Consider the following 20,794-nt stretch of genomic DNA (forward strand, 5'->3'; position numbering starts at 1 on the left):
GGGCGGGCGGGAACGATCGCCGGGGTCAAAGGTTGTCCAGGGCTCCGGTGCGGCGCACCGCCGCCAGGTACACGAGCATGATCAGGACGGGGATCGCCGCCACGGCCGCCGCGAACGGCAGGTTGCCCGCGGCGCCGATGTTGTCGTACACGACGTTGCCGATGAGCTGGCTCCTACCGCCGACGATCTTGACCGCGATGTAGTCGCCGAGCGACAGCGAGAACGTGAACACCGAGCCCGCGACCACGGCGGGGAACGTCAGCGGCCACACCACCGTGCGGAACGTCCGCGGACCCCGCGCGCCGAGGTCGCCCGCCGCGTCCAGCAGCGAGTTCGGCAGGCGCTCCAGCCCCGCGTAGATCGGCAGGATCATGTACGGCAGCCACAGGTACGCCAGGGTCGCGATCGTCGCCGGCAGCCCGTACCCCCAGCCGAGCAGGCCGTCGGACGACAGCATCACCCGCCAGGCGTACGCCTTGACCAGGTAGGACGCCCACAGCGGGGTCAGCACCGCGATGACCAGCCACCGCTGGGCGCGCGGCGAGGCCAGCTTGGCCATCGCGAACGCCATCGGGAAGGCGATGACCACGTCGATCAGCGTCACGGCCACGGCCACGCCGAGCGAGCGCAGCGCGACCGTCCGGTAGACGTCGACGGTGAGCACGTCCTGGAAGTTGGCCCACGTGAACGTCCTCACCAACTCGCCGGTGAAGGAGTCGGTGGACCAGAACGCGGTCACCAGCAGCGCGGCCAGCGCGCCCAGATAGGCGACGCCCAGCCAGGCGAGCGGCGCCGACAGCAGGAGCGCCAGCCGCGCCCCCGCGTGCCGGTGCAGCCCGGCGGCGAGCCCGCGGCGCAGGCCCGCCCGCCGGGGAGTCCCCGGCGGGGACGCGGCGGCGGTGCTCAACCCTTGATCTCCGTCCAGGCCCGGGTCCACTCCGCGTAGTCCTTGCACTTGACGTCCGTGCGGCCGTCCAGGCACTGGGCGATCGGCGTGGTCCAGAAGTGGACCTTCTCGAAGTAGGCCTCGTCGGTGGCGTGGAAGGTGTCACAGAACTTCTTGTCGGACGTCTGCGCGCACGCCTCCTTGTTGGAGGGCGCCTCGCCGAACCATTCGGCGACCTGGGCGTTCGCCTTCGGCGAGATGATCCAGTCCAGCCACTTGTAGGCGCAGTTCGGGTGCTTGGCCTCGGCGGCGACCATCCAGGTGTCCGACCAGCCGGTGGCGCCCTCCTTGGGCAGGACCGCCTCGACGGGCGCCTTGTCGGCCTGCACCAGGTTGGCGATGACCTGCCAGGTCGTGCCCGCCACGGTGTCGCCGCTCTTGAACGCCTGCACCGCCTTGGTGTAGTCCGACCAGTACTCGCCGATGTTCTGCTTCTGCTGCTTCAGCAGGTCGACCGCCGCCTGGAACTGCGTGTCGTCGAGCGCGTAGGGGTCCTTGATGCCGAGGTCGGGCTTGGTCGCCATGAGGTACAGCGCCGCGTCCGCGATGTAGATGGGGGAGTCGTACGCCGTCAGCTTTCCCTTGTACGGCGACGCCGGGTCGAACACCACTCCCCAGGAGTCCGGCGCCGGGGTGACCTTGTCGGTGCGCCACATGAGCAGGTTGGCGCCCCGGCCGTGCGGCACGCCGTAGGCGACTCCGTTGACGGAGTTCCACGGCTTCATCTTCAGGCCGTCGAAGACGTTCGCGTAGTTCGGCACCAGATCGGTGTTGACCGGCGCCACCGTGCCCGAGGCGATCAGGCGCAGCGAGGCGTCGCCCGAGGCGGACACGGCGTCGTACTCGCCGGTCTTCATCAGGTTGAACATCTCGTCGGAGGTGCCGGCGGTCTTGGTGTTGACCTTGCAGCCGGAGGCCTGCTCGAACGGGTGCACCCAGTCGACCTTGGGGTCGTTGGAGCCGTCCTCGGCGTACCCGGCCCAGGCGACCAGGTTGACCTGGCCCTCGGCCGCCCCGAGGCTCGCCGGGGCCGAGAGCCTGGGCGGGGTGAATCCGCTCTGGCCGGGGGCGGCGGTGGCGCCGGTCGAGCCGCCGGTCGAGCCGCCACCGCAGGCGGCGGCCGCCAGCGCCAGCGCGGCCGTGACGATCACGAGTCGCGTGCTCCGCATGAGTACTCCTTTGTTCATGGCCGCGCCTTCGGCGCGGCGGTTCTGGGTGCCCTCGAGTCGCACGGAACGGCCTCTCATGAGGCGACGGAGAACTCGTGGCGCCGGTCCCAGACGAGGCGGACGCGGGTCTCGCGCAGGCCGGTCACGTCCATGGACGAGACCTGGAGGTTCTGCTGCAGGACGACGATCCGGGGCCCGGCGTCGAGGTCGACGACAAAGCGGGTCGCCGCGCCCGCGTACACCACCTCGGCGATCCGGCCGGTGGCGCTGTGGTCGCCGTCCCCCACGGGCGCGTCCAGGTCGAGCACCAGACGCAGCTTCTCCGGGCGCACGCTGAAGGTGCCCGGCCTGCCGAGCACGGCCTCGGCCGCCTCGCCGGAGATCAGGTTGGACGTGCCGACGAAGCCGGCGACGAACACGGTCGAGGGGCGCTCGTAGACCTCGGCGGGCGTGCCCACCTGCTCGATCCGGCCCTGGTCGAAGACGGCGACGCGGTCGCTCATCGTCAGCGCCTCCTCCTGGTCGTGGGTGACGAACAGGAAGGTGATGCCGACCCGGCGCTGGAGCTCCTTCAGCTCGACCTGCATCTCCTCGCGCAGCTTGAGGTCCAGGGCGCCGAGCGGCTCGTCCAGCAGCAGCACCCGCGGCCGGTTGACCAGGGCGCGGGCCAGGGCGACGCGCTGACGCTGCCCTCCCGACAGCTGGGCGGGCCTGCGCTGCTCGAACCCCGCGAGCCGCACCGACCGCAGGGCCTCGGCCGCGCGCTCGCGCCGCTCGGCCCTCGGGACCTTCTTCACCCGCAGGCCGTACTCCACGTTCTCCCGCACGCTCATGTGCGGGAACAGCGCGTAGTCCTGGAAGACGGTGTTGACGTCGCGCTCGAACGGCGCCAGGCGGGTCACGTCGCGCCCGCCGAGCTCGACCGTGCCCGCGGTGGGGGTCTCGAAGCCCGCGATCATGCGCAGGACGGTGGTCTTGCCCGACCCCGACGGGCCGAGCATGGCGAAGAACTCGCCGTCGGCGATGTCGAGGTCGACGCCGGCGACGGCTTCGACGGGGCCGAAGCTCTTGCGCAGGCCGCGCAGCCGTACCGCCACGTTCTGATCTGGCATGACGCAAAACATATGGGGTTAAATGTTTCACGCCGATGCACGAACAGATATCACTGTGATAAACCACCGCGAACCGCACGAATCACTTCGAAGGGAGAGCGGGCGGGCATGAACACCGCTCTGCGGGCCGTGTTCTCCCCGGTCGACAGCACGGCCCGGGTGGACGCCGTCGTGCGCCGCCTCGAAGGCGCCATCGCCCTCGGGCTGCTGGCCGACGGCGAGCAACTCCCCAGCGAGGCCGAGCTCGCCGGGCGGCTCGGCGTCTCCACCGTCACCCTGCGCGAGGCGCTGACGGCCCTGCGGCGGCGCCGGCTCGTCGAGACCCGCCGCGGCAGGGGAGGCGGCAGCTTCGTCCGCGTGCCCCCCGACCCTTACGACGGCGAGTTCGAGGCCCGGCTGCGCGCGTTCTCCGCCGGCGAGCTGCGCGACCTCGGCGACCACTACGCCGCCATCGCCGGCGCGGCCGCCCGCCTCGCGGCGCGGCGCTCCCTGCCCGAGGACCTCGCGCCGCTGTGGCGGTCGATCGGCGAGATGGCCGCCGCGCCCGGCTCCCGGCGCGGACGGGTCGAGGGCCGCTTCCACATCGAGGTGGCCGCCGCCTCGCAGTCGGCGCGCCTCACCCAGGAGGAGATCCGGTTACAGGCCGACATCGGACCGCTGCTGTGGCTTCCGCGCTCGGGCGTCACCAGGCACGATGAGGTGGTGGCAGAGCACCGCGCCATCGCCGAGGCCGTCCAGCGGGGCGACGCGGACCAGGCGCGCGAGCTGGCCGAGCGGCACGTGCTCGACGCCGTCGAGCACCTCATCGAGCTGCGGCTCCTAGAGACGTGAACGGGTTCCACGAGATCGACGCCGGCAACGACACCAGAGCCCCCCGGGCCGACGCGGCCGGGGACGAGGCGGGGGCGGCCGTCGACCGGGCGCGCCTCGCCGTCAGTGACGCCGCCGACGGCGTCTTCCGCGCGCTGGACGAGGTCCGCGCGGCCGCCGCCGAGTGCGTCGCGCGGGCGCGGCTCCGTGGACGCGACCCGGTGAGGGCCGACCTGGCGGCGCTGCGGCCCCTGCTGTCCGGGCATCTCGGCGCGCTCATCGCGGGCATCGGCTTCATCGCCGCCCCCGCCCTGCTCGCCGACGCGCCCTGGTACCTCGAATGGTGGCAGGACAGGCCCGGCGGCGCCCCCGTCCAGCTGCTGCGCGACCTCGACCCCGCCAGCAGCGCGTTCTACGACTACACCCACTGGGACTGGTTCGCCGGTCCGCGCTCGGGAGCGGAGCGCACCGTCTGCGGCCCCTACGTCGACTACCTGTGCACCGACGAGTACGGCCTCACGCTGGCGGTCCCCGTCCTGGTGAACGGCGCCTTCGTCGGGGTGGCGGCGGCCGACGTCCTGGTGCGGTCGCTGGAGGGGACGCTGGCCCCCGTGCTGAGGGGGATCGGCGCGCCCGCGCTGCTGGTCAACGCCTCCGGGCGTGTCGTGGCGTCCACCACGGCCCGGTGGCCGGCCGGTTCGGTGTACCGGGGCGAGGCGGGGTTTCGCGCATACCCGTGCGGTGACCTGCCCCTGCGGCTGGTTGCGGCAGAATTGCACCATGCCTCTTGATCCGAAGATCGCGGACCGTCTCAAGCGCGATCCCGGCGGCCTGGTGCCCGCGGTCGTCCAGCAGCACGACACCGGCGAGGTGCTCATGCTGGCCTGGATGGACGACGAGGCGCTGCACCGCACGCTGACCACCGGCCGCGCCACCTACTGGTCGCGCAGCCGCCGCTCGTACTGGGTGAAGGGCGAGACCTCCGGCCACGTCCAGTGGGTCAGGCACGTCGCCCTCGACTGCGACGGCGACACGATCCTGCTCAAGGTCGACCAGGTCGGGGCGGCCTGCCACACCGGCGACCGCACCTGCTTCGACGCCGACGTCCTGCCGGTCTCGCCATGAGCCCCGTCAGCCCTGTGAGCCCTGTGAGCGCGGGCCGCGCGAACGCCGTCCCGGTGCCCGCGGGCGCGGCGCGATGACCGCCACCCGCGCCCCCGAGGCGTCCCCGGAGGGCAGGGCCCGGCGGGGGCTGCTCGCCTGGCTGGTCCTCGGCGTGGCGGGGGCCGTCCTCGCGCTGGCCTCCTCCGGACGCACCTGGGCCACGATCACCCTCGGCGGAGGTGCCGGGGCGGCCCGTACGCCGCCCGTGCCGCTCACCGGCGGCGAGATCGCGCCCGTCCTGAGCCCGCTGGCCCTCGCCGCGCTCGCCGCCGTGGTCGCCGTGCTCGCGACCCGGGGGCCGTGGCGCGGGCTGGTGGGCGCCGTCCTCGGCCTGATCGGCCTCGCGCTGGCCGGGGCGGTGGCGGGCGGGGCGGCGTCCTCCTCGCGGCTGGTGTCGCTGGCCGAGGAGCGCACCACGGTGACCGGCGCGGACGTCGCCGCCGTCGCGCACGCCTGGGCGTGGCCCGTGGCCGCGGCGGCCGGGGGAGTCATGCTGCTGGCGGCGGGCGTCCTCGCCGTCGCGCGGGGGGCGCGGTGGCCGGGCATGTCCGAGCGCTACGACAGGCCGGGCGGCGCCTCCGGGGAGGATGGCCGTCCCGCGGCCGGGCGGGAGGGCCGCGCCGGGCGGTCCGCCGAGCGGTCGCTGTGGGACGCGCTCGACCGCGGCGTCGACCCGACCGACGGCGACGCCGATGGGCGCGATCGACGGGTTTAGTGAAGATCTGCCCACAATGTCGAAGTTCGCTCCTGCGGCGCCCTCCACGTCGCTATGCTGCCGCCGCACGATGCGCGCCGAAAGGCTCACAGGGGGTAAGGGCATGGGCCACGGGGCCCGCCGGGTGATCCCGGGGGACACGGCCCGCGCCGGAACCAGGCGCACGGGGGAGGACGGGAGGGCTCGGCGCCCGGTCGTCCGACCTTGCTCGGGTGGGCCGCCCCGTCTCGGGCGGGGCCGCTCGCGTTCATCGGCACCGGATCGGCCAGTACGGCCGGCTACCAGGCCAGGCCCGCGTCAGCAAGGAGATCATCGATGAGTTACGGCCAGCAGGGCGGCGGCTACGACGCTCCGCCTCCGGGGGGGTACGGCGGCCAGCCCCCGGGCGGCGGGTACGGCGGCCAGCCTCCGGGCGGGTACGGTCCCGGCGGGTACGGCCAGCAGCCCTACGCCCCCGAGCCGCCGAACAACCAGCTGCTCCCCGCGATCCTCACCACCTTGTTCTGCTGTGGCCCGTTCAGCCTCCCCGCGATCTTCTTCGCGGGCAAGGTCAACGGCAAGTACGAGGCCGGTGACTACCAGGGCGCGCTGGAGGCCTCCGCGCAGGCCAAGAAATGGTGGATGATCTCGCTGTTCGTCGGGCTCGGCGTGTGGGTGCTCTACCTGATCCTCTCGTTCACGATCGGGCTGAGCTTCTTCCAGGCCATCCAGAACGGCGCCCAGTACGGATGAACGCGCGCGAGGCGCACGCCGGGCGGCGCGGCGCCGGGGGAGCGCGGGCCCTGCTCGCGCCCCTCGGCGCCGCGGCGCTCACGGGGGCCGTCGTCGCCTACGTCGGAACGGTGGACCCCAACCGGCCGGGCCACTATCCGACGTGCCCGTTCCTGTTCGTCACCGGGCTGTACTGCCCGGGGTGCGGCTCGCTGCGCGCCATCCACGCCATGGCGCACGGCGACCTGCCGGCGGCGCTCGGCCTCAACCCGCTCGCCGTGGTCACCGTCCCGTTCCTGCTCTTCTGGTGGGGACGGTGGGCCCTCCGCGCCTGGCGGGGACGGCCGGCGCGCACCCGGGTCGCCCGGCCGGCGTACATCTGGGCGTTCCTCGCGATCGTCATCGTCTACTGGATCGTGAGGAACCTGCCGTTCGGCGCCTTCCTCGCGCCGTGAGCCCCGGACTCCGCGCCACGACGCCCCCAGAGTCGCCACCCTGTGGCGAGCCGACGGCGGTAAGCCCGATACCATCGGCAGGGCAAGGTCGGGAGAGGAAGGCGGCCTCCGGGGTGATCGGCCGCGATCGGCCGGTCAGGGGGGCCGGGCCTCCTCTGCCCGCGGCGCAGTCGACCGGAGGGGACCCTGATCGGGTGAGCGAGCCAAGCGAGGAGATCAAGTGAGCGTGCTCGACGAGATCCTGGACGGCGTACGGGCCGACCTCGCCGATCGCCAGCGGGAAGTGCCACTGGCCGACCTGCAGGAGCGCGCGCAGCGCGCCCCGGCCAGTAAGGACGCCTACGCCGCGCTCGGCGGCGACAAGGTGTCGGTGATCGCGGAGGTCAAGCGGTCCAGCCCCTCCAAGGGCGCCCTGGCCGCCATCGCCGACCCCGCCGCCCTCGCCGGCGACTACGAGGCGGGCGGCGCCCACGTCATCAGCGTCCTCACCGAGCGCCGGCGCTTCGGCGGCAGCCTGGAGGACCTCGCGGCGGTCCGCGCCGCGGTCGACATCCCCATCCTCCGCAAGGACTTCGTGGTCACCTCCTACCAGCTGTGGGAGGCGCGCGCCCACGGCGCCGACCTCGCCCTGCTGATCGTGGCCGCCCTCGATCAGAACGCTTTGGTCTCATTGATCGAACGCGCCGAGTCGATCGGCCTCGCGCCCCTCGTCGAGGTGCATACTGAGGAGGAGCTCGACCGGGCTCTGGACGCCGGTGCGCGCATCATCGGCGTCAACGCGCGGGACCTCAAGACCCTGGAGGTCGACCGCGACGTCTTCGCCAGGCTGGCTCCCAAGATCCCGGACGGCGTGATCAAGATCGCCGAGTCCGGCGTCCGCGGCCCGCACGACCTGCTGGCGTACGCCCGCGCCGGCGCCGACGCCGTCCTCGTGGGCGAGAGCCTCGTCACCGGCAAGGACCCGCGCGCCGCCGTGGTCGACCTGGTCACCGCGGGGGCGCACCCCGCATCGCGATTCGACAACCCACCCGAGAGGCAGCAGTGAGCACAGAGGGCACCCTGATCACCGCCGCCGACCTCGCCGGCGGCGGCGTGGCCGGTAACGATCCCGACGTCCACGGCCGGTTCGGGGTGTTCGGTGGCCGGTTCGTGCCCGAGGCGCTGATCCCGGCCCTGGACGAGGTCGCCAAGGCCTACCAGGACGCCAAGGCCGACGTCGCCTTCCTGCGCGAGTTCGACCACCTGCTGCGCACCTACGCCGGGCGGCCCACCGCCGTCACCGAGGTCCGCAGGTTCGGCGAGGTCGCCGGCGGCGCCCGCGTCCTGCTCAAGCGCGAGGACCTCACGCACACCGGCGCCCACAAGATCAACAATGTGCTCGGGCAGGCCCTGCTCACCCGGCGCCTCGGCAAGACCCGCGTGATCGCCGAGACCGGCGCCGGGCAGCACGGCGTCGCCACCGCGACCGCCTGCGCGCTGCTCGGCCTCGAATGCGTCATCTACATGGGCGAGGTCGACTGCGAGCGCCAGGCGCTCAACGTCGCCCGCATGAAGCTGCTCGGCGCCCGGGTCGTCCCCGTCGCCAACGGCAGCCGCACGCTCAAGGACGCCATCAACGAGGCCTTCCGCGACTGGGTCACCAACGTCGACACCACGCACTACCTGTTCGGCACGGTCGCCGGGCCGCACCCCTTCCCCGAGATCGTCCGCGACTTCGCCCGCATCATCGGCGTCGAGGCCCGCCGCCAGGTCCTGGAGCTCACCGGCCGGCTTCCCGACGCGGTCGCGGCGGCCGTGGGCGGCGGCTCCAACGCCATCGGCATCTTCCACGCCTTCATCGGCGACCCGGGCGTCGCCCTGCACGGCTACGAGGCGGGCGGGCACGGCCTGGCGTCCGGCGAGCACGCCCTCACCCTCACCGAGGGCTCGATCGGCGTCCTGCACGGTGCCCGCACGTACGTCCTGCAGGACGACGAGGGCCAGACCATCGAGTCCCACTCGATCTCCGCGGGCCTGGACTACCCCGGCGTCGGCCCGGAGCACGCCTGGCTGAAGGACACCGGCCGCGCCACCTACCACGGCGTCACCGACGACGAGGCCATGGAGGCCTTCTCCCTGCTCGCCCGCACCGAGGGCATCATCCCGGCGATCGAGTCGGCGCACGCGCTCGCCGGCACGATCAAGCTCGGCCGCGAGCTCGGCCCCGAGGCCACCATCCTGGTCAACCTCTCGGGCCGCGGCGACAAGGACATGGGCACCGCCATGAAGTATTTCAACCTGTAGGCCCCAAGAACCTGTGAGCGGGACTCCCTGACATGACGACTCTTCAGACGGTGTTCGAGAAGGCGCGGGCCGACAAGCGGGCCGCCCTGATCGGGTACCTGCCGGCCGGCTTCCCCACCAAGGACGGCGCCGTCGCCGCCGCGACCGCGATGGTGGAGGCCGGTTGCGACGTCATCGAGATCGGCCTGCCCTACTCCGATCCGCTCATGGACGGTCCCACGATCCAGGCCGCGGTCCACCAGGCGCTCACCGGCGGGACCCGCATCGCCGACGTCATGCGCACCGTCGAGGGCGTGGCCAAGACCGGCGCCGCCGTGCTGGTCATGACCTACTGGAACCCGATCGACCGCTACGGCGCCGAGCGCTTCGCCCGCGACCTCGCCGGCGCCGGCGGCGCCGGCACCATCACCCCCGACCTCACGCCCGAGGAGGCCGCGCCCTGGCGCCGCTTCAGCGCCGAGGCCGGCATCGACACCGTCTTCCTGGTCGCCCCCAGCTCCACGGGCGAGCGCATCCAGGCCGTGGCCGAGTGCTGCACCGGCTTCGTCTACGCCGCCTCGCTGATGGGCGTCACCGGCGCGCGTGAGAGCGTGGGCGTGGCCGCCGAGGGCCTGGTCAAGCGCACCCGCGCCCACACCGACCTGCCCGTGTGCGTGGGCCTCGGCGTCGGCACCGGGGCGCAGGCCGCCGAGGTCGCCGGGTACGCCGACGGCGTGATCGTCGGGTCGGCGTTCATCCGCCGCCTCCTCGACGCCCCCGACGAGGCCACGGGGCTGGCGTCGGTGCGCGAGCTCGCCGCCGAGCTCGCCGCGGGCGTGCGCGCCTGATCTTCGCGCTTCGCTCCTATTTCACCCGTTTTCCGAGGTCAGCGACCTCTTCTCCGGCGCGCCGGGCGATGCTTACCGGGCGCTTATCGGCGTCATGATGGGCTTGGTGGCCGGTACCCTTCGGCGTGAAGCCGGTACCGGGCCGGTCCCCGGCGTGCCATGCCCGCCGTTCCCCGACCGGCTTCACCAGGGGCAGAGAAGACGATGACTTGCCGAGCTCAGAGAGGTCGCGCCGATGAGGTGGCTTTACGTACATCCAGCGGTACCCTGGGTGACGACCGTCGCCCGGCTCGTGGTCGCCGGCGTGCTCATCGCCGCCGGATGGCTCAAGATCGGCACGCCCGGCCTGTCCATCCAGGCGGTGAAGGCGTACGAGCTGCTGCCGGAGTCGGTCGCGACCGCGGTGGGCTACGGCCTGCCGATCATCGAGATCGTCGTCGGGGTGTTGCTGGTCGTCGGTCTGCTCACGCGCTGGGCGGGCGTCGTCTCCGCGCTGCTCATGCTGGCCTTCGTGGTCGGCATCGCGTCGGCGTGGGCGCGGGGCCTGCGCATCGACTGCGGCTGCTTCGGCGGCGGCGGCCGGCTCGGCGCCGGGCAGGATCCGAACTACCTGTGGGAGATCCTTCGCGACGCCGGGCTGTTCCTGCTCGGCGCCTGGATCGCCTGGCTGCCCCCGGGCCGCTTCTCGCTCGACTCGGCTCTCGGGCTCGTCCCGGCCGCGGGCGGCGGGGAGCCCGAGGGCGGAGAGCCCGGAATGAGCCCGGCCTGAGGCCGGATTGAGGGAGGACTTCTGATGGGTAAGGCCGCGCGGGAAGTCTCCGCCCGCGAGCGGATCAAGACGCAGCGCGAGCAGGAGGCGAGGCAGCAGCAGCGCCGCCGCCTCGCCACCGTCGTCGCCGTGGTCGTCGTGGTGCTCACGATCGTCGGCGGCGGGTGGTGGTACGTCCAGTCCGGCAAGTCGGAGACCCTGACCGGCGCGCTGGCGCCGATCACCATCCAGCAGGACGGTTCGGTCGTCATGGCCAAGCCCGGCGTCACCAAGCCGGTCCTGGACATCTACGAGGACTTCCAGTGCCCGGCGTGCCAGGCGTTCGAGCAGTTCAGCTCGGCCACGGTGAAGAACATGGCCGCCGCGGGCCAGGTCAAGGTCGTCTACCACCCGATCAACATCTTCGGGCAGGAGCCCGCGCTGGGGAACACCATGCGCGCCTCCTCGGCCGCGCGCTGCGTCACCAACGGCGAGCAGTGGATCGCCTTCCACGACCGGCTGTTCAAGGAGCAGCCGCCGGAGACGAAGGCCGGCTTCTCGCTCGACGACCTGGTCAAGTGGGGCAAGGAGGCCGGGGTCACCGACCCGGGCTTCGAGTCCTGCGTGCGCGGTCAGAAGAACGCCGAGGCCCAGGCCACCTACAGCAAGCGGATCCTGGACGCGAAGCTCGTCCCGGAGGGCACGCCGACGGTGCGGCTCGACGGCAAGGTGGTCGACAACAAGGTCGCGTTCAGCCCGGCTTCACTGCGCCAGACCATCCTTGATGCCGCGAAGTAGGCACGGAACCGGTAACGTCACCTGACATGCCCCTGGCCTCCATTCCCAGCCCGCCCGAAGGGGTCTGGTACCTCGGACCGATCCCTCTGCGGGCCTACGCTTTCTGCATCGTGCTCGGCGTCATCGCCGCCGTCTGGATCGGCGAGCGCCGCTGGCGTGCCCGCGGCGGCGAGCCGGGCACGATCACCGACCTCGCCGTCTGGGCCGTCCCGTTCGGCCTGGTCGGCGGCCGGTTGTACCACGTCATCACCGACTGGCAGCTCTACTTCGGTGCGGACGCGCCCAACCGGCCCATCGACGCCCTGTACATCTGGCACGGCGGCCTCGGCATCTGGGGCGCCATCGCGCTCGGCGCCCTCGGCGTGTGGATCGCCTGCCGCAGGCGCGGCATCTCGCTGTCGGCGGTCGCCGACGCCGTCGCCCCCGGCATCGCGGTGGCGCAGGCCATCGGCCGCTGGGGCAACTACTTCAACCAGGAGCTGTTCGGCGGTCCCACCGACCTGCCGTGGGGCCTGGAGATCGACCCGGGCCGCGACGGCACGGTCGCGGGTGTGTCCACCTACCACCCGACGTTCCTGTACGAGTCGCTGTGGAACCTGCTCCTCGCGGGCGCGCTGATCCTGCTGGGCCGGCGGTTCACGCTACGGCACGGCCGGTTGTTCGCGCTGTACGTCGCGGGCTACACCTTCGGCCGGTTCTGGGTCGAGAGCCTGCGGGTCGACCCCGCGCACCACGTCCTCGGCATGCGGCTCAACCAGTGGACCGCCCTGGTGCTGTTCGCCGGCGCGCTGCTCTACTTCTGGCTGACCAGGGACAAGACCACCGAAGAGATCGTGGTCCCGCATTCCGCCGCCGGTCTCTCCGCCGACCCCGCGCACGGCGCCGACCAGGCCGACCCGCACGAGACGGCCGCGGCCGACCCGGCACACGAGGCCGGCCAGGCGGACGGGGACGAGATCGCCCGCGATCCGGTTCCGTCCGGCGCGGACGGCGACGCCGGGGAGACCGCCGACGAGGCCCGGCCCGCCAAGACCGAGCCCGGCAAGACGGAGCCGGACAAGGTGGAGGCCGCCAAGGCCCAGGAGGCGGCGCCCGCCGCCAAGACCGAGGCCGGCCAGGCGCCGGCGGCGTCGGACTCGGAGGCGAATTCGCGATGACTCTAGGCCGCTCCTCGGGGGGAGCCGGCGGCCTGTGAGCGCCCGCAGTAAGAGACGTCGCTCCTCGTTCGAGGTCCCCGCCCTGACCGAGCGCGGGCTGACGCAGCGGCAGCAGCGCGTGCTGATCGTCATCGGCACGGTGCTGGCCGTGCTGGCGGGCGGTTTCGGGCTGACGCTCGTCGTCAGCACGGTCGGCATCCGCGATCAGGCGCCCGAGCCGAGCTCGGGTGACCTGATCGGCCTGCCGCACCCCGACGATTACCAGGCGTGGACGTCGCCCAAGCTGTTCGCCCCCATCGGGAGCCGCCAGGCCGACGTCGGCCCGCTGAAGGCCGAGGAGGTCTTCGGGGCCAAGACGCTGAAGAGCGGCCCCCTCACGCTGAGGCTCCTGGACCGGCGCCTCGACGACGTCTGCGCGCCGGTCGTCTGGGGCGGCAGCGTGCTGGCCGAGCTCGGCAAGACCGGCTGCACCCAGGCCGTCCGCGGCGTCTACCTCAGCGCCGACCGCCGGTACATCGCGCAGTACACCCTGTTCAACCTGGCGAGCTCGGAGGCCGCCGACGGGTTGGTGCAGGCCATGTCGACGCTGTATCGAGGTGGCGGGTGGGTGCGTCCGCTGGAGTCCAAGACGGCGGTGTTCTCGGGTGACGGGTACACCGAGGGCAGCGGGCACGCCATGGGCCACTACGCCGGGTTCGTCTGGGTCGGCCGGGTCGACGGCCGCGATCCGCAGCCGAAGGACGACTTCGTGTCCCTGACCCTCGCCGCCCGGGGCGCAGAGAAGGCGATCTACCACCGCGTCGTCTCCGTCGGCGGGCCGCCACCCCTCCCGGCCGGGTAGGGTCGGCTGCCGTGCCAAGCCGTACGCTGATCGTCGTCGCGGTCGCCGGCGTGCTCGCCGCCGCCGGCGCGGGCCTGTACGTGACCACCCGGCCGGAGGCCGGCCCGACCCCCGCGTTCTTCCGAGGCGAGCCGACGTCCGCCCTGTACGCGCCCATCGCGACCCGCCGGCTGGACCCGCGCCCGCTGACCGGGCAGGAGGTCTTCGGGACCTCGCCCCGCGTGACCGCGCAGGGCGTGACCATGGAACGCGGCCAGGTCACGGTCTCGGACGACTGCGCCGAGGCGCTATGGGGGAGCGAGGTGAAGGCCGCGGCCTCGGGGTGCGCCCGGGTGGTGCGCGGCGGCTTCGCCGGCGCGGGCGGCGGGGTGGCCGGCGAGTACGCCGTGTTCGACATGGCCGACGGCGCCTCCGCCGACCGCCTCGTGGCGGCGCTCGACCCCCGGCGCGGCGGCGGTTTCCTGCGGCCCGCGCCCGGCCGGCAGGCGTTCGACGCCGCCCGCAGCCGCGCCGAGGTGCGCGCCCTCGGCCACTTCGTCGTCGTCAACTGGGTCGGCCCTGTCGGGAACCGGGTCGGCCCTGTCGGGGACGTAGGCGGCGCCGACCTGACCTTCCCGCAGCTCGCGCTGGACGGGCTGGGCGCGTTCGCGCAGGCACGGGTCCTGGCTGCGGGCTGAGCGGGCTCCCGGCGTCCTTGACCCGATCCTGACCGGCTCCGGGGTGTTTGAGGACGTGGCGATCTGGAATAAACGACGAGGCGTGAACCGTTCTGTGTTCGCGGCCTGGGACGTACGGCTGTGTACACCCAGAGGTGGGCACTCCGATGGTGAATGTTCGCGATCCCAACCTGGCGGGCACTATTCCGGCAGGGTGAGGTAGTCTCTACACACCTAACAGCAGCAGGGCCAACGTCGTCCCTCTTGCCTGCACTCGCCAATCCAGACGAAGCAGACGAAGACGACGGGAGGGATTCAATGCCTGCTGCCCGCCTCGGTCTCCCCGAGCCCCAGGGCCTGTACCACCCTTCGCACGAGCATGACGCCTGTGGTGTCGCCATGGTGGCCGACGTGAACGGCCGCCGCACGCACGACATCGTCGCGAAGGCGCTGACGGCACTGTGCAATCTCGATCACCGAGGAGCCAAGGGTAGTGAACCGGACACCGGGGACGGTGCCGGCATCCTGACGCAGTTGCCCGACGCGTTCCTCCGCGTCTCGGTGGACTTCCCCCTTCCCCCGGCCGGCTCCTACGCCGCCGGCATCGCCTTCCTGCCGGTGGACGCGCAGGCCCGCGCGATCGCCACCGGGATGATCGAGGAGATCGCCGCCGAGGAGGGCCTCACGGTTCTCGGGTGGCGCGAGCTCCCCGTCGACGCCTCCCACCCGGGCCCGAGCGCCCGCGCCGTCATGCCCGCGTTCCTGCAGCTCTTCGTCTCCTCGCCGGGCGGCGAGACCGGCCTGGAGCTCGACCGGCTGGCCTTCTGCCTGCGCAAGCGGGCCGAGCACGAGGTGGACGTCTACTTCCCCTCGCTGTCGTCGCGGACGATCGTCTACAAGGGCATGCTGACGACCCCGCAGCTCGGCGAGTTCTTCCCGGACCTGACCGACGAGCGCTTCGAGAGCGCGATCGCGCTGGTGCACTCGCGGTTCTCCACCAACACCTTCCCGTCGTGGCCGCTGGCGCACCCTTACCGGTACGTCGCCCACAACGGTGAGATCAACACCGTCAAGGGCAACCGCAACTGGATGCGGGCCCGCGAGGCGATGCTGAACAGCGAGCTGATCCCCGGCGACCTCGCGCGGCTCTTCCCGATCTGCGACCCGGACGGCTCGGACACCGCGTCCTTCGACGAGTGCCTGGAACTGCTGCACCTCGGCGGCAGGAGCCTGCCGCACGCCGTGCTGATGATGATCCCCGAGGCGTGGGAGAACCACGCCGAGATGGACCCGGCGCGGCGCGCGTTCTACGAGTACCACTCCACCTCGATGGAGGCGTGGGACGGCCCGGCGTCGATCACCTTCAGCGATGGCACGCTGGTCGGCGCGGTGCTGGACCGCAACGGCCTGCGCCCGGGACGCTACTGGGTGACCGAGGACGGCCTGGTGGTGCTCGCCTCCGAGGCCGGCGTGCTCGACATCGAGCCGTCGCGGGTGGTCCGCAAGGGCCGCCTGCAGCCCGGCAAGATGTTCCTCGTCGACACCTCCCTCGGCAAGATCATCGAGGACGACGAGATCAAGGCCGAGCTGGCCGCCGCCGAGCCGTACGCCGACTGGCTGCACGCCGGTCTCGTCCGGTTCGAGGAGCTGCCCGAGCGCCAGCGCCCGATCGTCACCCACGAGGCCCTGGTGAAGCGCCAGCAGACCTTCGGGTACACCGAGGAGGAGCTGCGGATCATCCTGGCGCCGATGGCGAAGGCGGGCGCCGAGCCGATCGGCTCGATGGGCACCGACTCGCCGGTGGCGGTGCTGAGCGAGAAGCCGAGGCTGCTGTTCGACTACTTCAGCCAGCTCTTCGCCCAGGTCACCAACCCGCCGCTCGACGCGATCCGCGAAGAGCTGGTCACCTCGCTGCAGACGACGATCGGCCCCGAGGCCAACCTGCTCGCGCCGGGACCCGCGTCCTGCCGCAGGCTCGTGCTGCCCTATCCGGTGATCGACAACGACGAGCTCGCGAAGATCATCCACATCAACGACGAGGGCGCGCTGCCGGGCTTCCAGCCGCACGTCGTCTCCGGCCTGTTCGAGGTCTCCGGCGGCGGCGAGGGGCTGCTGCACCGCCTGGAGGAGATCTGCGCCGAGGTCTCCGCGGCCATCGCCGGCGGCGCCCGCATCATCGTGCTGTCCGACCGCGGCTCCGACGCGCGCATGGCGCCGATCCCGTCGCTGATGCTGACCGGCGCGGTGCACCACCACCTGATCCACGAGAGGTCGCGGACGCGCGTCGGCCTGGTCGTCGAGACCGGAGAGGCCCGCGAGTGCCACCACATGGCGCTGCTGATCGGGTACGGCGCCTCCGCGGTCAACCCGTACCTCGCGATCGAGACCGTCGAGGACATGATCGCCTCCGGGACGCTCGCGCTCGACCCGCGCGTGGCCGTCCGCAACCTGATCAAGGCGTACGGCAAGGGCGTCCTGAAGATCATGTCCAAGATGGGCGTGTCCACGGTCGCGTCCTACACCGGCGCGCAGATCTTCGAGGCGCTGGGCCTCGGCCAGGACGTCGTGGACGCCTGCTTCGCCGGCACCACCTCCCGGCTCGGCGGCGTCGGCTTCGACGTGCTGGCCCGCGAGGCGGCGCTGCGCCACCGGCGCGCCTACCCGCGCGCCGAGAACGCCCACCGCCGGCTGGAGGTCGGCGGCGAGTACCAGTGGCGCCGCGAGGGCGAGCCTCACCTGTTCAGCCCGGAGACGGTCTTCCGCCTCCAGCACGCGACGCGCACCCGCCGCTACGAGATCTTCAAGCAGTACACCGATCTGGTGGACGGCCAGGCCGAGAAGCTCATGACGCTGCGCGGCCTGTTCAAGCTGCGCGAGGGCCTGCGCCCGGCCGTGCCGATCGAGGAGGTCGAGCCGGTCGAGAGCATCGTGCGGCGCTTCTCCACCGGCGCGATGTCCTACGGGTCGATCTCGCGGGAGGCGCACGAGACCATCGCGATCGCCATGAACCGGCTGGGCGCCAAGTCCAACACCGGCGAGGGCGGCGAGGACCCGGAGCGGCTGCACGACCCCGCGCGCCGCAGCGCGATCAAGCAGGTGGCCTCCGGCCGCTTCGGCGTCACCAGCGAGTACCTGGTCAACGCCACGGACCTGCAGATCAAGATGGCGCAGGGCGCCAAGCCCGGCGAGGGCGGCCAGCTTCCCGGCCACAAGGTGTACCCGTGGATCGCCAAGACCCGGCACTCCACGCCCGGCGTCGGCCTCATCTCGCCGCCGCCGCACCACGACATCTACTCGATCGAGGACCTCGCCCAGCTCATCCACGACCTGAAGAACTCCAACCCCGAGGCGCGCGTCCACGTCAAGCTGGTCGCCGAGGTCGGGGTCGGCACGGTCGCGGCGGGCGTCAGCAAGGCCCACGCCGACGTCGTGCTCATCTCGGGCCACGACGGCGGCACCGGCGCCTCGCCGCTGACCTCGATCAAGCACGCGGGGGCGCCCTGGGAGCTCGGCCTGGCCGAGACCCAGCAGACCCTGCTGCTCAACGGCCTGCGCGACCGCATCGTCGTCCAGGCGGACGGCCAGCTCAAGACCGGCAGGGACGTCATCGTCGCCGCGCTGCTCGGGGCCGAGGAGTTCGGCTTCGCGACCGCGCCGCTGGTGGTGTCCGGCTGCGTCATGATGCGCGTCTGCCACCTGGACACCTGCCCGGTCGGCGTCGCGACGCAGAACCCCGAGCTGCGCAGGCGGTTCAGCGGCAAGCCGGAGTTCGTGGTCAACTTCTTCGAGTTCGTGGCCCAGGAGGTGCGCGAGTACCTCGCCGCGCTCGGTTTCCGCTCGATCGACGAGGCCGTCGGCCACGCCGAGTACCTGGACACCACGGCCGCCGAGGACCACTGGAAGGCGGCGGGCCTGGACCTGTCGCCGATCCTGCACGTGCCCTCGCTTCCCGAGGGCACGCCGCTGCGGCACACCGTCGCACAGGACCACGGCCTGGACAAGGCGCTGGACAACACGCTGATCCAGCTCGCCGAGGGCGCGCTGAAGTTCGGCGACCGGGTGACGCTGGAGCTGCCGATCCGCAACGTCAACCGCACGGTCGGCACCATGCTCGGCAACCAGGTGACCAAGCGGTACGGCGGCGAGGGCCTGCCGGACAACACGATCGATGTGAGCTTCACCGGCTCGGCGGGCAACTCCTTCGGCGCCTTCGTGCCGAGGGGCGTCACGCTGCGGCTGACCGGCGACGCCAACGACTACCTGGCCAAGGGCCTGTCGGGCGGCCGTGTCACCGTGCGGCCGCACCCGGACGCGCCGTTCAGCGCCGAGACGCAGGTCATCGCCGGGAACGTCGGCCTGTACGGCGCGACCTCCGGTGAGGTGTTCATCCGGGGCGTGGTGGGCGAGCGGTTCTGCGTCCGCAACTCCGGTGCGACCGCGGTCGTCGAGGGCGTGGGCGACCACGGCTGCGAGTACATGACGGGCGGCCGCGCGATCGTGCTCGGCCCGACCGGCCGCAACTTCGCCGCGGGCATGTCGGGCGGCATCGCCTACGTGCTGGACCTGAACCAGGCGCGGGTCAACCGCGAGATGGTCGAGATCGAGCAGCTCACCGAGGCCGACTCGGAGTTCCTGCGCGAGATCGTCGAGCGCCACCTCGCCGAGACGGGCTCCACCGTCGCCAAGGCGCTGCTGGACGACTGGGACGGCACGCTGACCCGCTTCGGCAAGATCATGCCGATCGACTACAAGAGGGTGCTCAAGGCCGCCGAGACCGCGCGGGCCGAGGGCCGGGACATCGACGAGGCGGTCATGGCCGCCGTGCACGGTTAGAGGGGGGTTCCACCGAATGGCCGACCCGAAGGGTTTCCTGACGCACGCCCGTGAGCTGCCGGCGCGCCGCCCGGTCGACGTGCGCATCCGCGACTGGCGCGAGGTCTACGAGGACTTCCCCAAGCCCGCGCTGACCGCGCAGGCCGCGCGGTGCATGGACTGCGGCATCCCGTTCTGTCACAACGGCTGCCCGCTCGGGAACCTCATCCCCGAGTGGAACGACCTGGTGTACCGCGACGACTGGCGTGAGGCGATCGAGCGGCTGCACGCCACCAACAACTTCCCGGAGTTCACCGGGCGGTTGTGCCCCGCGCCGTGCGAGGCGGCGTGCGTGCTCGGCATCAACTCCGACCCGGTGGCGATCAAGCGCGTCGAGGTCGAGATCATCGACCGCGCCTTCGCCGAGGGCTGGGTGACCCCGCGGCCGCCGGCGTCCAAGACCGGCAAGAGGGTGGCCGTGGTCGGCTCCGGCCCCGCGGGCCTGGCCGCCGCCCAGCAGCTCACCCGCGCCGGGCACGACGTCGTGGTGTTCGAGCGGGCCGACCGCGTCGGCGGGCTGCTGCGCTACGGCATCCCCGAGTTCAAGATGGAGAAGCGCCACGTCGACCGGCGCCTGGCGCAGATGCGCGCCGAGGGCACCGAGTTCCGCGCCGGGGTCAACGTCGGCGTGGACGTCACGGTCGCGCGGCTGCGCGAGGAGTTCGACGCGATCGTGCTGGCGGGCGGTGCCACGGCGTGGCGCGACCTGCCGGTGGCGGGGCGGGAGCTCGCGGGCGTGTACCAGGCGATGGAGTACCTGCCGCCGGCCAACAAGGCGCAGGAGGGCGACTACCCGCGGTCCCCGATCTCCGCCGAGGGCAAGCACGTCGTGGTGATCGGCGGCGGCGACACCGGCGCCGACTGCATCGGCACGGCGGTGCGCCAGGGCGCGGCCTCGATCACCCAGCTGGAGATCATGCCGAGGCCGCCGGCCCAGCGGCCGGACGCCCAGCCGTGGCCGACCTACCCGATGTTGTTCAAGATGGAGAGCGCCCACGAGGAGCTCGAGGCCGGGACCGGCGCGCGGGTGTACGCGGTGTCCACGACCGAGTTCGTCGGCGACGAGCAGGGCCGGGTGAAGGCCCTGCGCCTGGTGGACGTCGAGGGCCCGGCGGGAGGCTTCAAGCCCATCCCGGGCTCGGAGCGCGAGATCCCCGCCGAGCTGGTCACGCTGGCGATGGGCTTCGTGGGGCCGGAGAAGGGCCCTCTGCTCGACGACCTCGCCGCGCTCGCCGGCGAGCCGGAGGCGTTCTTCGACGCCCGTGGCAACGTGGCGCGGGACAAGGGGTACATGTCCGGCGTCGACGGCGTCTTCGTCGCCGGAGACATGGGCCGGGGGCAGTCGCTCATCGTCTGGGCGATCGCGGAGGGCCGCTCGGCGGCCGCGTCCGTCGACCGCTACCTGACCGGGCAGACGGCCCTTCCCGAGGCGATCCCGCCGACGGCCCGGCCGCTGGTCTGACCTGCGAGGACGGCGCTTCGCTCATCGAAGCGCCGTCCTTTTTGTACGTTTTTATGCTTGCCTCATAT

Annotated in this window: 19 protein-coding genes; 16 read left to right on the forward strand and 3 right to left on the reverse strand. The window is 72.4% G+C overall.

The window, feature by feature from the left end:
• Positions 1-25 precede the first annotated feature (25 nt).
• From DQ384_RS00845 to DQ384_RS00855, 3 genes are all read right to left on the reverse strand, one after another.
• A complete protein-coding gene (locus tag DQ384_RS00845) occupies positions 26-907 on the reverse strand; it encodes an ABC transporter permease (RefSeq protein WP_220182713.1) in 882 nt (293 codons plus the stop codon).
• Entirely contained in the window at positions 904-2,115 is a 1,212-nt protein-coding gene (locus tag DQ384_RS00850; protein WP_114027022.1) for an ABC transporter substrate-binding protein, read from the reverse strand. The genes DQ384_RS00845 and DQ384_RS00850 overlap by 4 nt, the downstream gene beginning before the upstream one ends.
• A gap of 74 nt (positions 2,116-2,189) precedes the next feature.
• A complete protein-coding gene (locus DQ384_RS00855; protein ID WP_147268592.1) occupies positions 2,190-3,227 on the reverse strand; it encodes an ABC transporter ATP-binding protein in 1,038 nt (345 codons plus the stop codon).
• Positions 3,228-3,335: 108 nt separating this feature from the next.
• Here DQ384_RS00855 and DQ384_RS00860 point away from each other — a divergent pair, with 108 nt between their 5' ends.
• From DQ384_RS00860 to DQ384_RS00935, 16 genes are all read left to right on the forward strand, one after another.
• Entirely contained in the window at positions 3,336-4,058 is a 723-nt protein-coding gene (locus DQ384_RS00860) for a FadR/GntR family transcriptional regulator (RefSeq protein WP_114026699.1), read from the forward strand.
• Positions 4,055-4,828, forward strand: coding sequence for a cache domain-containing protein (locus DQ384_RS00865; protein WP_114026700.1), 774 nt, complete (start codon positions 4,055-4,057; stop codon positions 4,826-4,828). Before DQ384_RS00860 ends, DQ384_RS00865 begins: the two co-directional genes overlap by 4 nt.
• Complete coding sequence (hisI, locus tag DQ384_RS00870) at positions 4,818-5,162, forward strand: phosphoribosyl-AMP cyclohydrolase (protein ID WP_114026701.1); 345 nt, start codon at positions 4,818-4,820, stop codon at positions 5,160-5,162. Before DQ384_RS00865 ends, hisI begins: the two co-directional genes overlap by 11 nt.
• A 73-nt stretch (positions 5,163-5,235) precedes the next feature.
• The gene (locus tag DQ384_RS00875; RefSeq protein ID WP_114026702.1) at positions 5,236-5,916 is read left to right on the forward strand and encodes a TIGR02234 family membrane protein; all 681 of its coding nucleotides are present in this window, start codon (positions 5,236-5,238) and stop codon (positions 5,914-5,916) included.
• Positions 5,917-6,231: 315 nt separating this feature from the next.
• Entirely contained in the window at positions 6,232-6,648 is a 417-nt protein-coding gene (locus DQ384_RS00880; RefSeq protein ID WP_114026703.1) for a CD225/dispanin family protein, read from the forward strand.
• Positions 6,645-7,082: a DUF2752 domain-containing protein gene (locus DQ384_RS00885; RefSeq protein WP_114026704.1), complete on the forward strand. Its 438-nt coding sequence runs from the start codon at positions 6,645-6,647 to the stop codon at positions 7,080-7,082. Before DQ384_RS00880 ends, DQ384_RS00885 begins: the two co-directional genes overlap by 4 nt.
• 220 nt (positions 7,083-7,302) lie before the next feature.
• Entirely contained in the window at positions 7,303-8,127 is an 825-nt protein-coding gene (trpC, locus tag DQ384_RS00890; RefSeq protein ID WP_114026705.1) for an indole-3-glycerol phosphate synthase TrpC, read from the forward strand.
• A 47-nt stretch (positions 8,128-8,174) separates the two neighbouring features.
• Positions 8,175-9,365 carry a tryptophan synthase subunit beta gene (trpB, locus tag DQ384_RS00895; protein ID WP_245966206.1) on the forward strand — a complete coding sequence of 397 codons (1,191 nt, stop codon included), beginning with the start codon at positions 8,175-8,177 and terminating at the stop codon, positions 9,363-9,365.
• Between the two features lie 32 nt (positions 9,366-9,397).
• Positions 9,398-10,192 carry a tryptophan synthase subunit alpha gene (gene trpA, locus DQ384_RS00900; RefSeq protein WP_114026707.1) on the forward strand — a complete coding sequence of 265 codons (795 nt, stop codon included), beginning with the start codon at positions 9,398-9,400 and terminating at the stop codon, positions 10,190-10,192.
• 271 nt (positions 10,193-10,463) lie between these two features.
• Positions 10,464-10,961, forward strand: a complete 498-nt coding sequence (locus DQ384_RS00905) for a MauE/DoxX family redox-associated membrane protein (RefSeq protein WP_245966161.1) — start codon at positions 10,464-10,466, stop codon at positions 10,959-10,961.
• Positions 10,962-10,985: 24 nt separating this feature from the next.
• On the forward strand, positions 10,986-11,738 hold the full coding sequence (locus DQ384_RS00910; RefSeq protein WP_114026709.1) for a DsbA family protein: 753 nt from the start codon (positions 10,986-10,988) through the stop codon (positions 11,736-11,738).
• Positions 11,739-11,764: 26 nt separating this feature from the next.
• Entirely contained in the window at positions 11,765-12,895 is a 1,131-nt protein-coding gene (lgt, locus tag DQ384_RS00915; RefSeq protein ID WP_114026710.1) for a prolipoprotein diacylglyceryl transferase, read from the forward strand.
• Between the two features lie 34 nt (positions 12,896-12,929).
• Entirely contained in the window at positions 12,930-13,736 is an 807-nt protein-coding gene (locus DQ384_RS00920; RefSeq protein WP_114026711.1) for a hypothetical protein, read from the forward strand.
• 11 nt (positions 13,737-13,747) lie between these two features.
• Positions 13,748-14,413: a hypothetical protein gene (locus tag DQ384_RS00925; RefSeq protein WP_114026712.1), complete on the forward strand. Its 666-nt coding sequence runs from the start codon at positions 13,748-13,750 to the stop codon at positions 14,411-14,413.
• 297 nt (positions 14,414-14,710) lie between these two features.
• Positions 14,711-19,225, forward strand: a complete 4,515-nt coding sequence (gene gltB / locus DQ384_RS00930; protein WP_114026713.1) for a glutamate synthase large subunit — start codon at positions 14,711-14,713, stop codon at positions 19,223-19,225.
• Positions 19,226-19,241: 16 nt separating this feature from the next.
• Positions 19,242-20,726 (forward strand): glutamate synthase subunit beta, encoded by a 1,485-nt coding sequence (locus DQ384_RS00935; RefSeq protein WP_114026714.1) that lies wholly within the window; start codon positions 19,242-19,244, stop codon positions 20,724-20,726.
• Positions 20,727-20,794 lie beyond the last annotated feature (68 nt).

This window comes from Sphaerisporangium album (genome assembly GCF_003323745.1).
In the GTDB taxonomy this organism is placed as follows: domain Bacteria; phylum Actinomycetota; class Actinomycetes; order Streptosporangiales; family Streptosporangiaceae; genus Sphaerisporangium; species Sphaerisporangium album.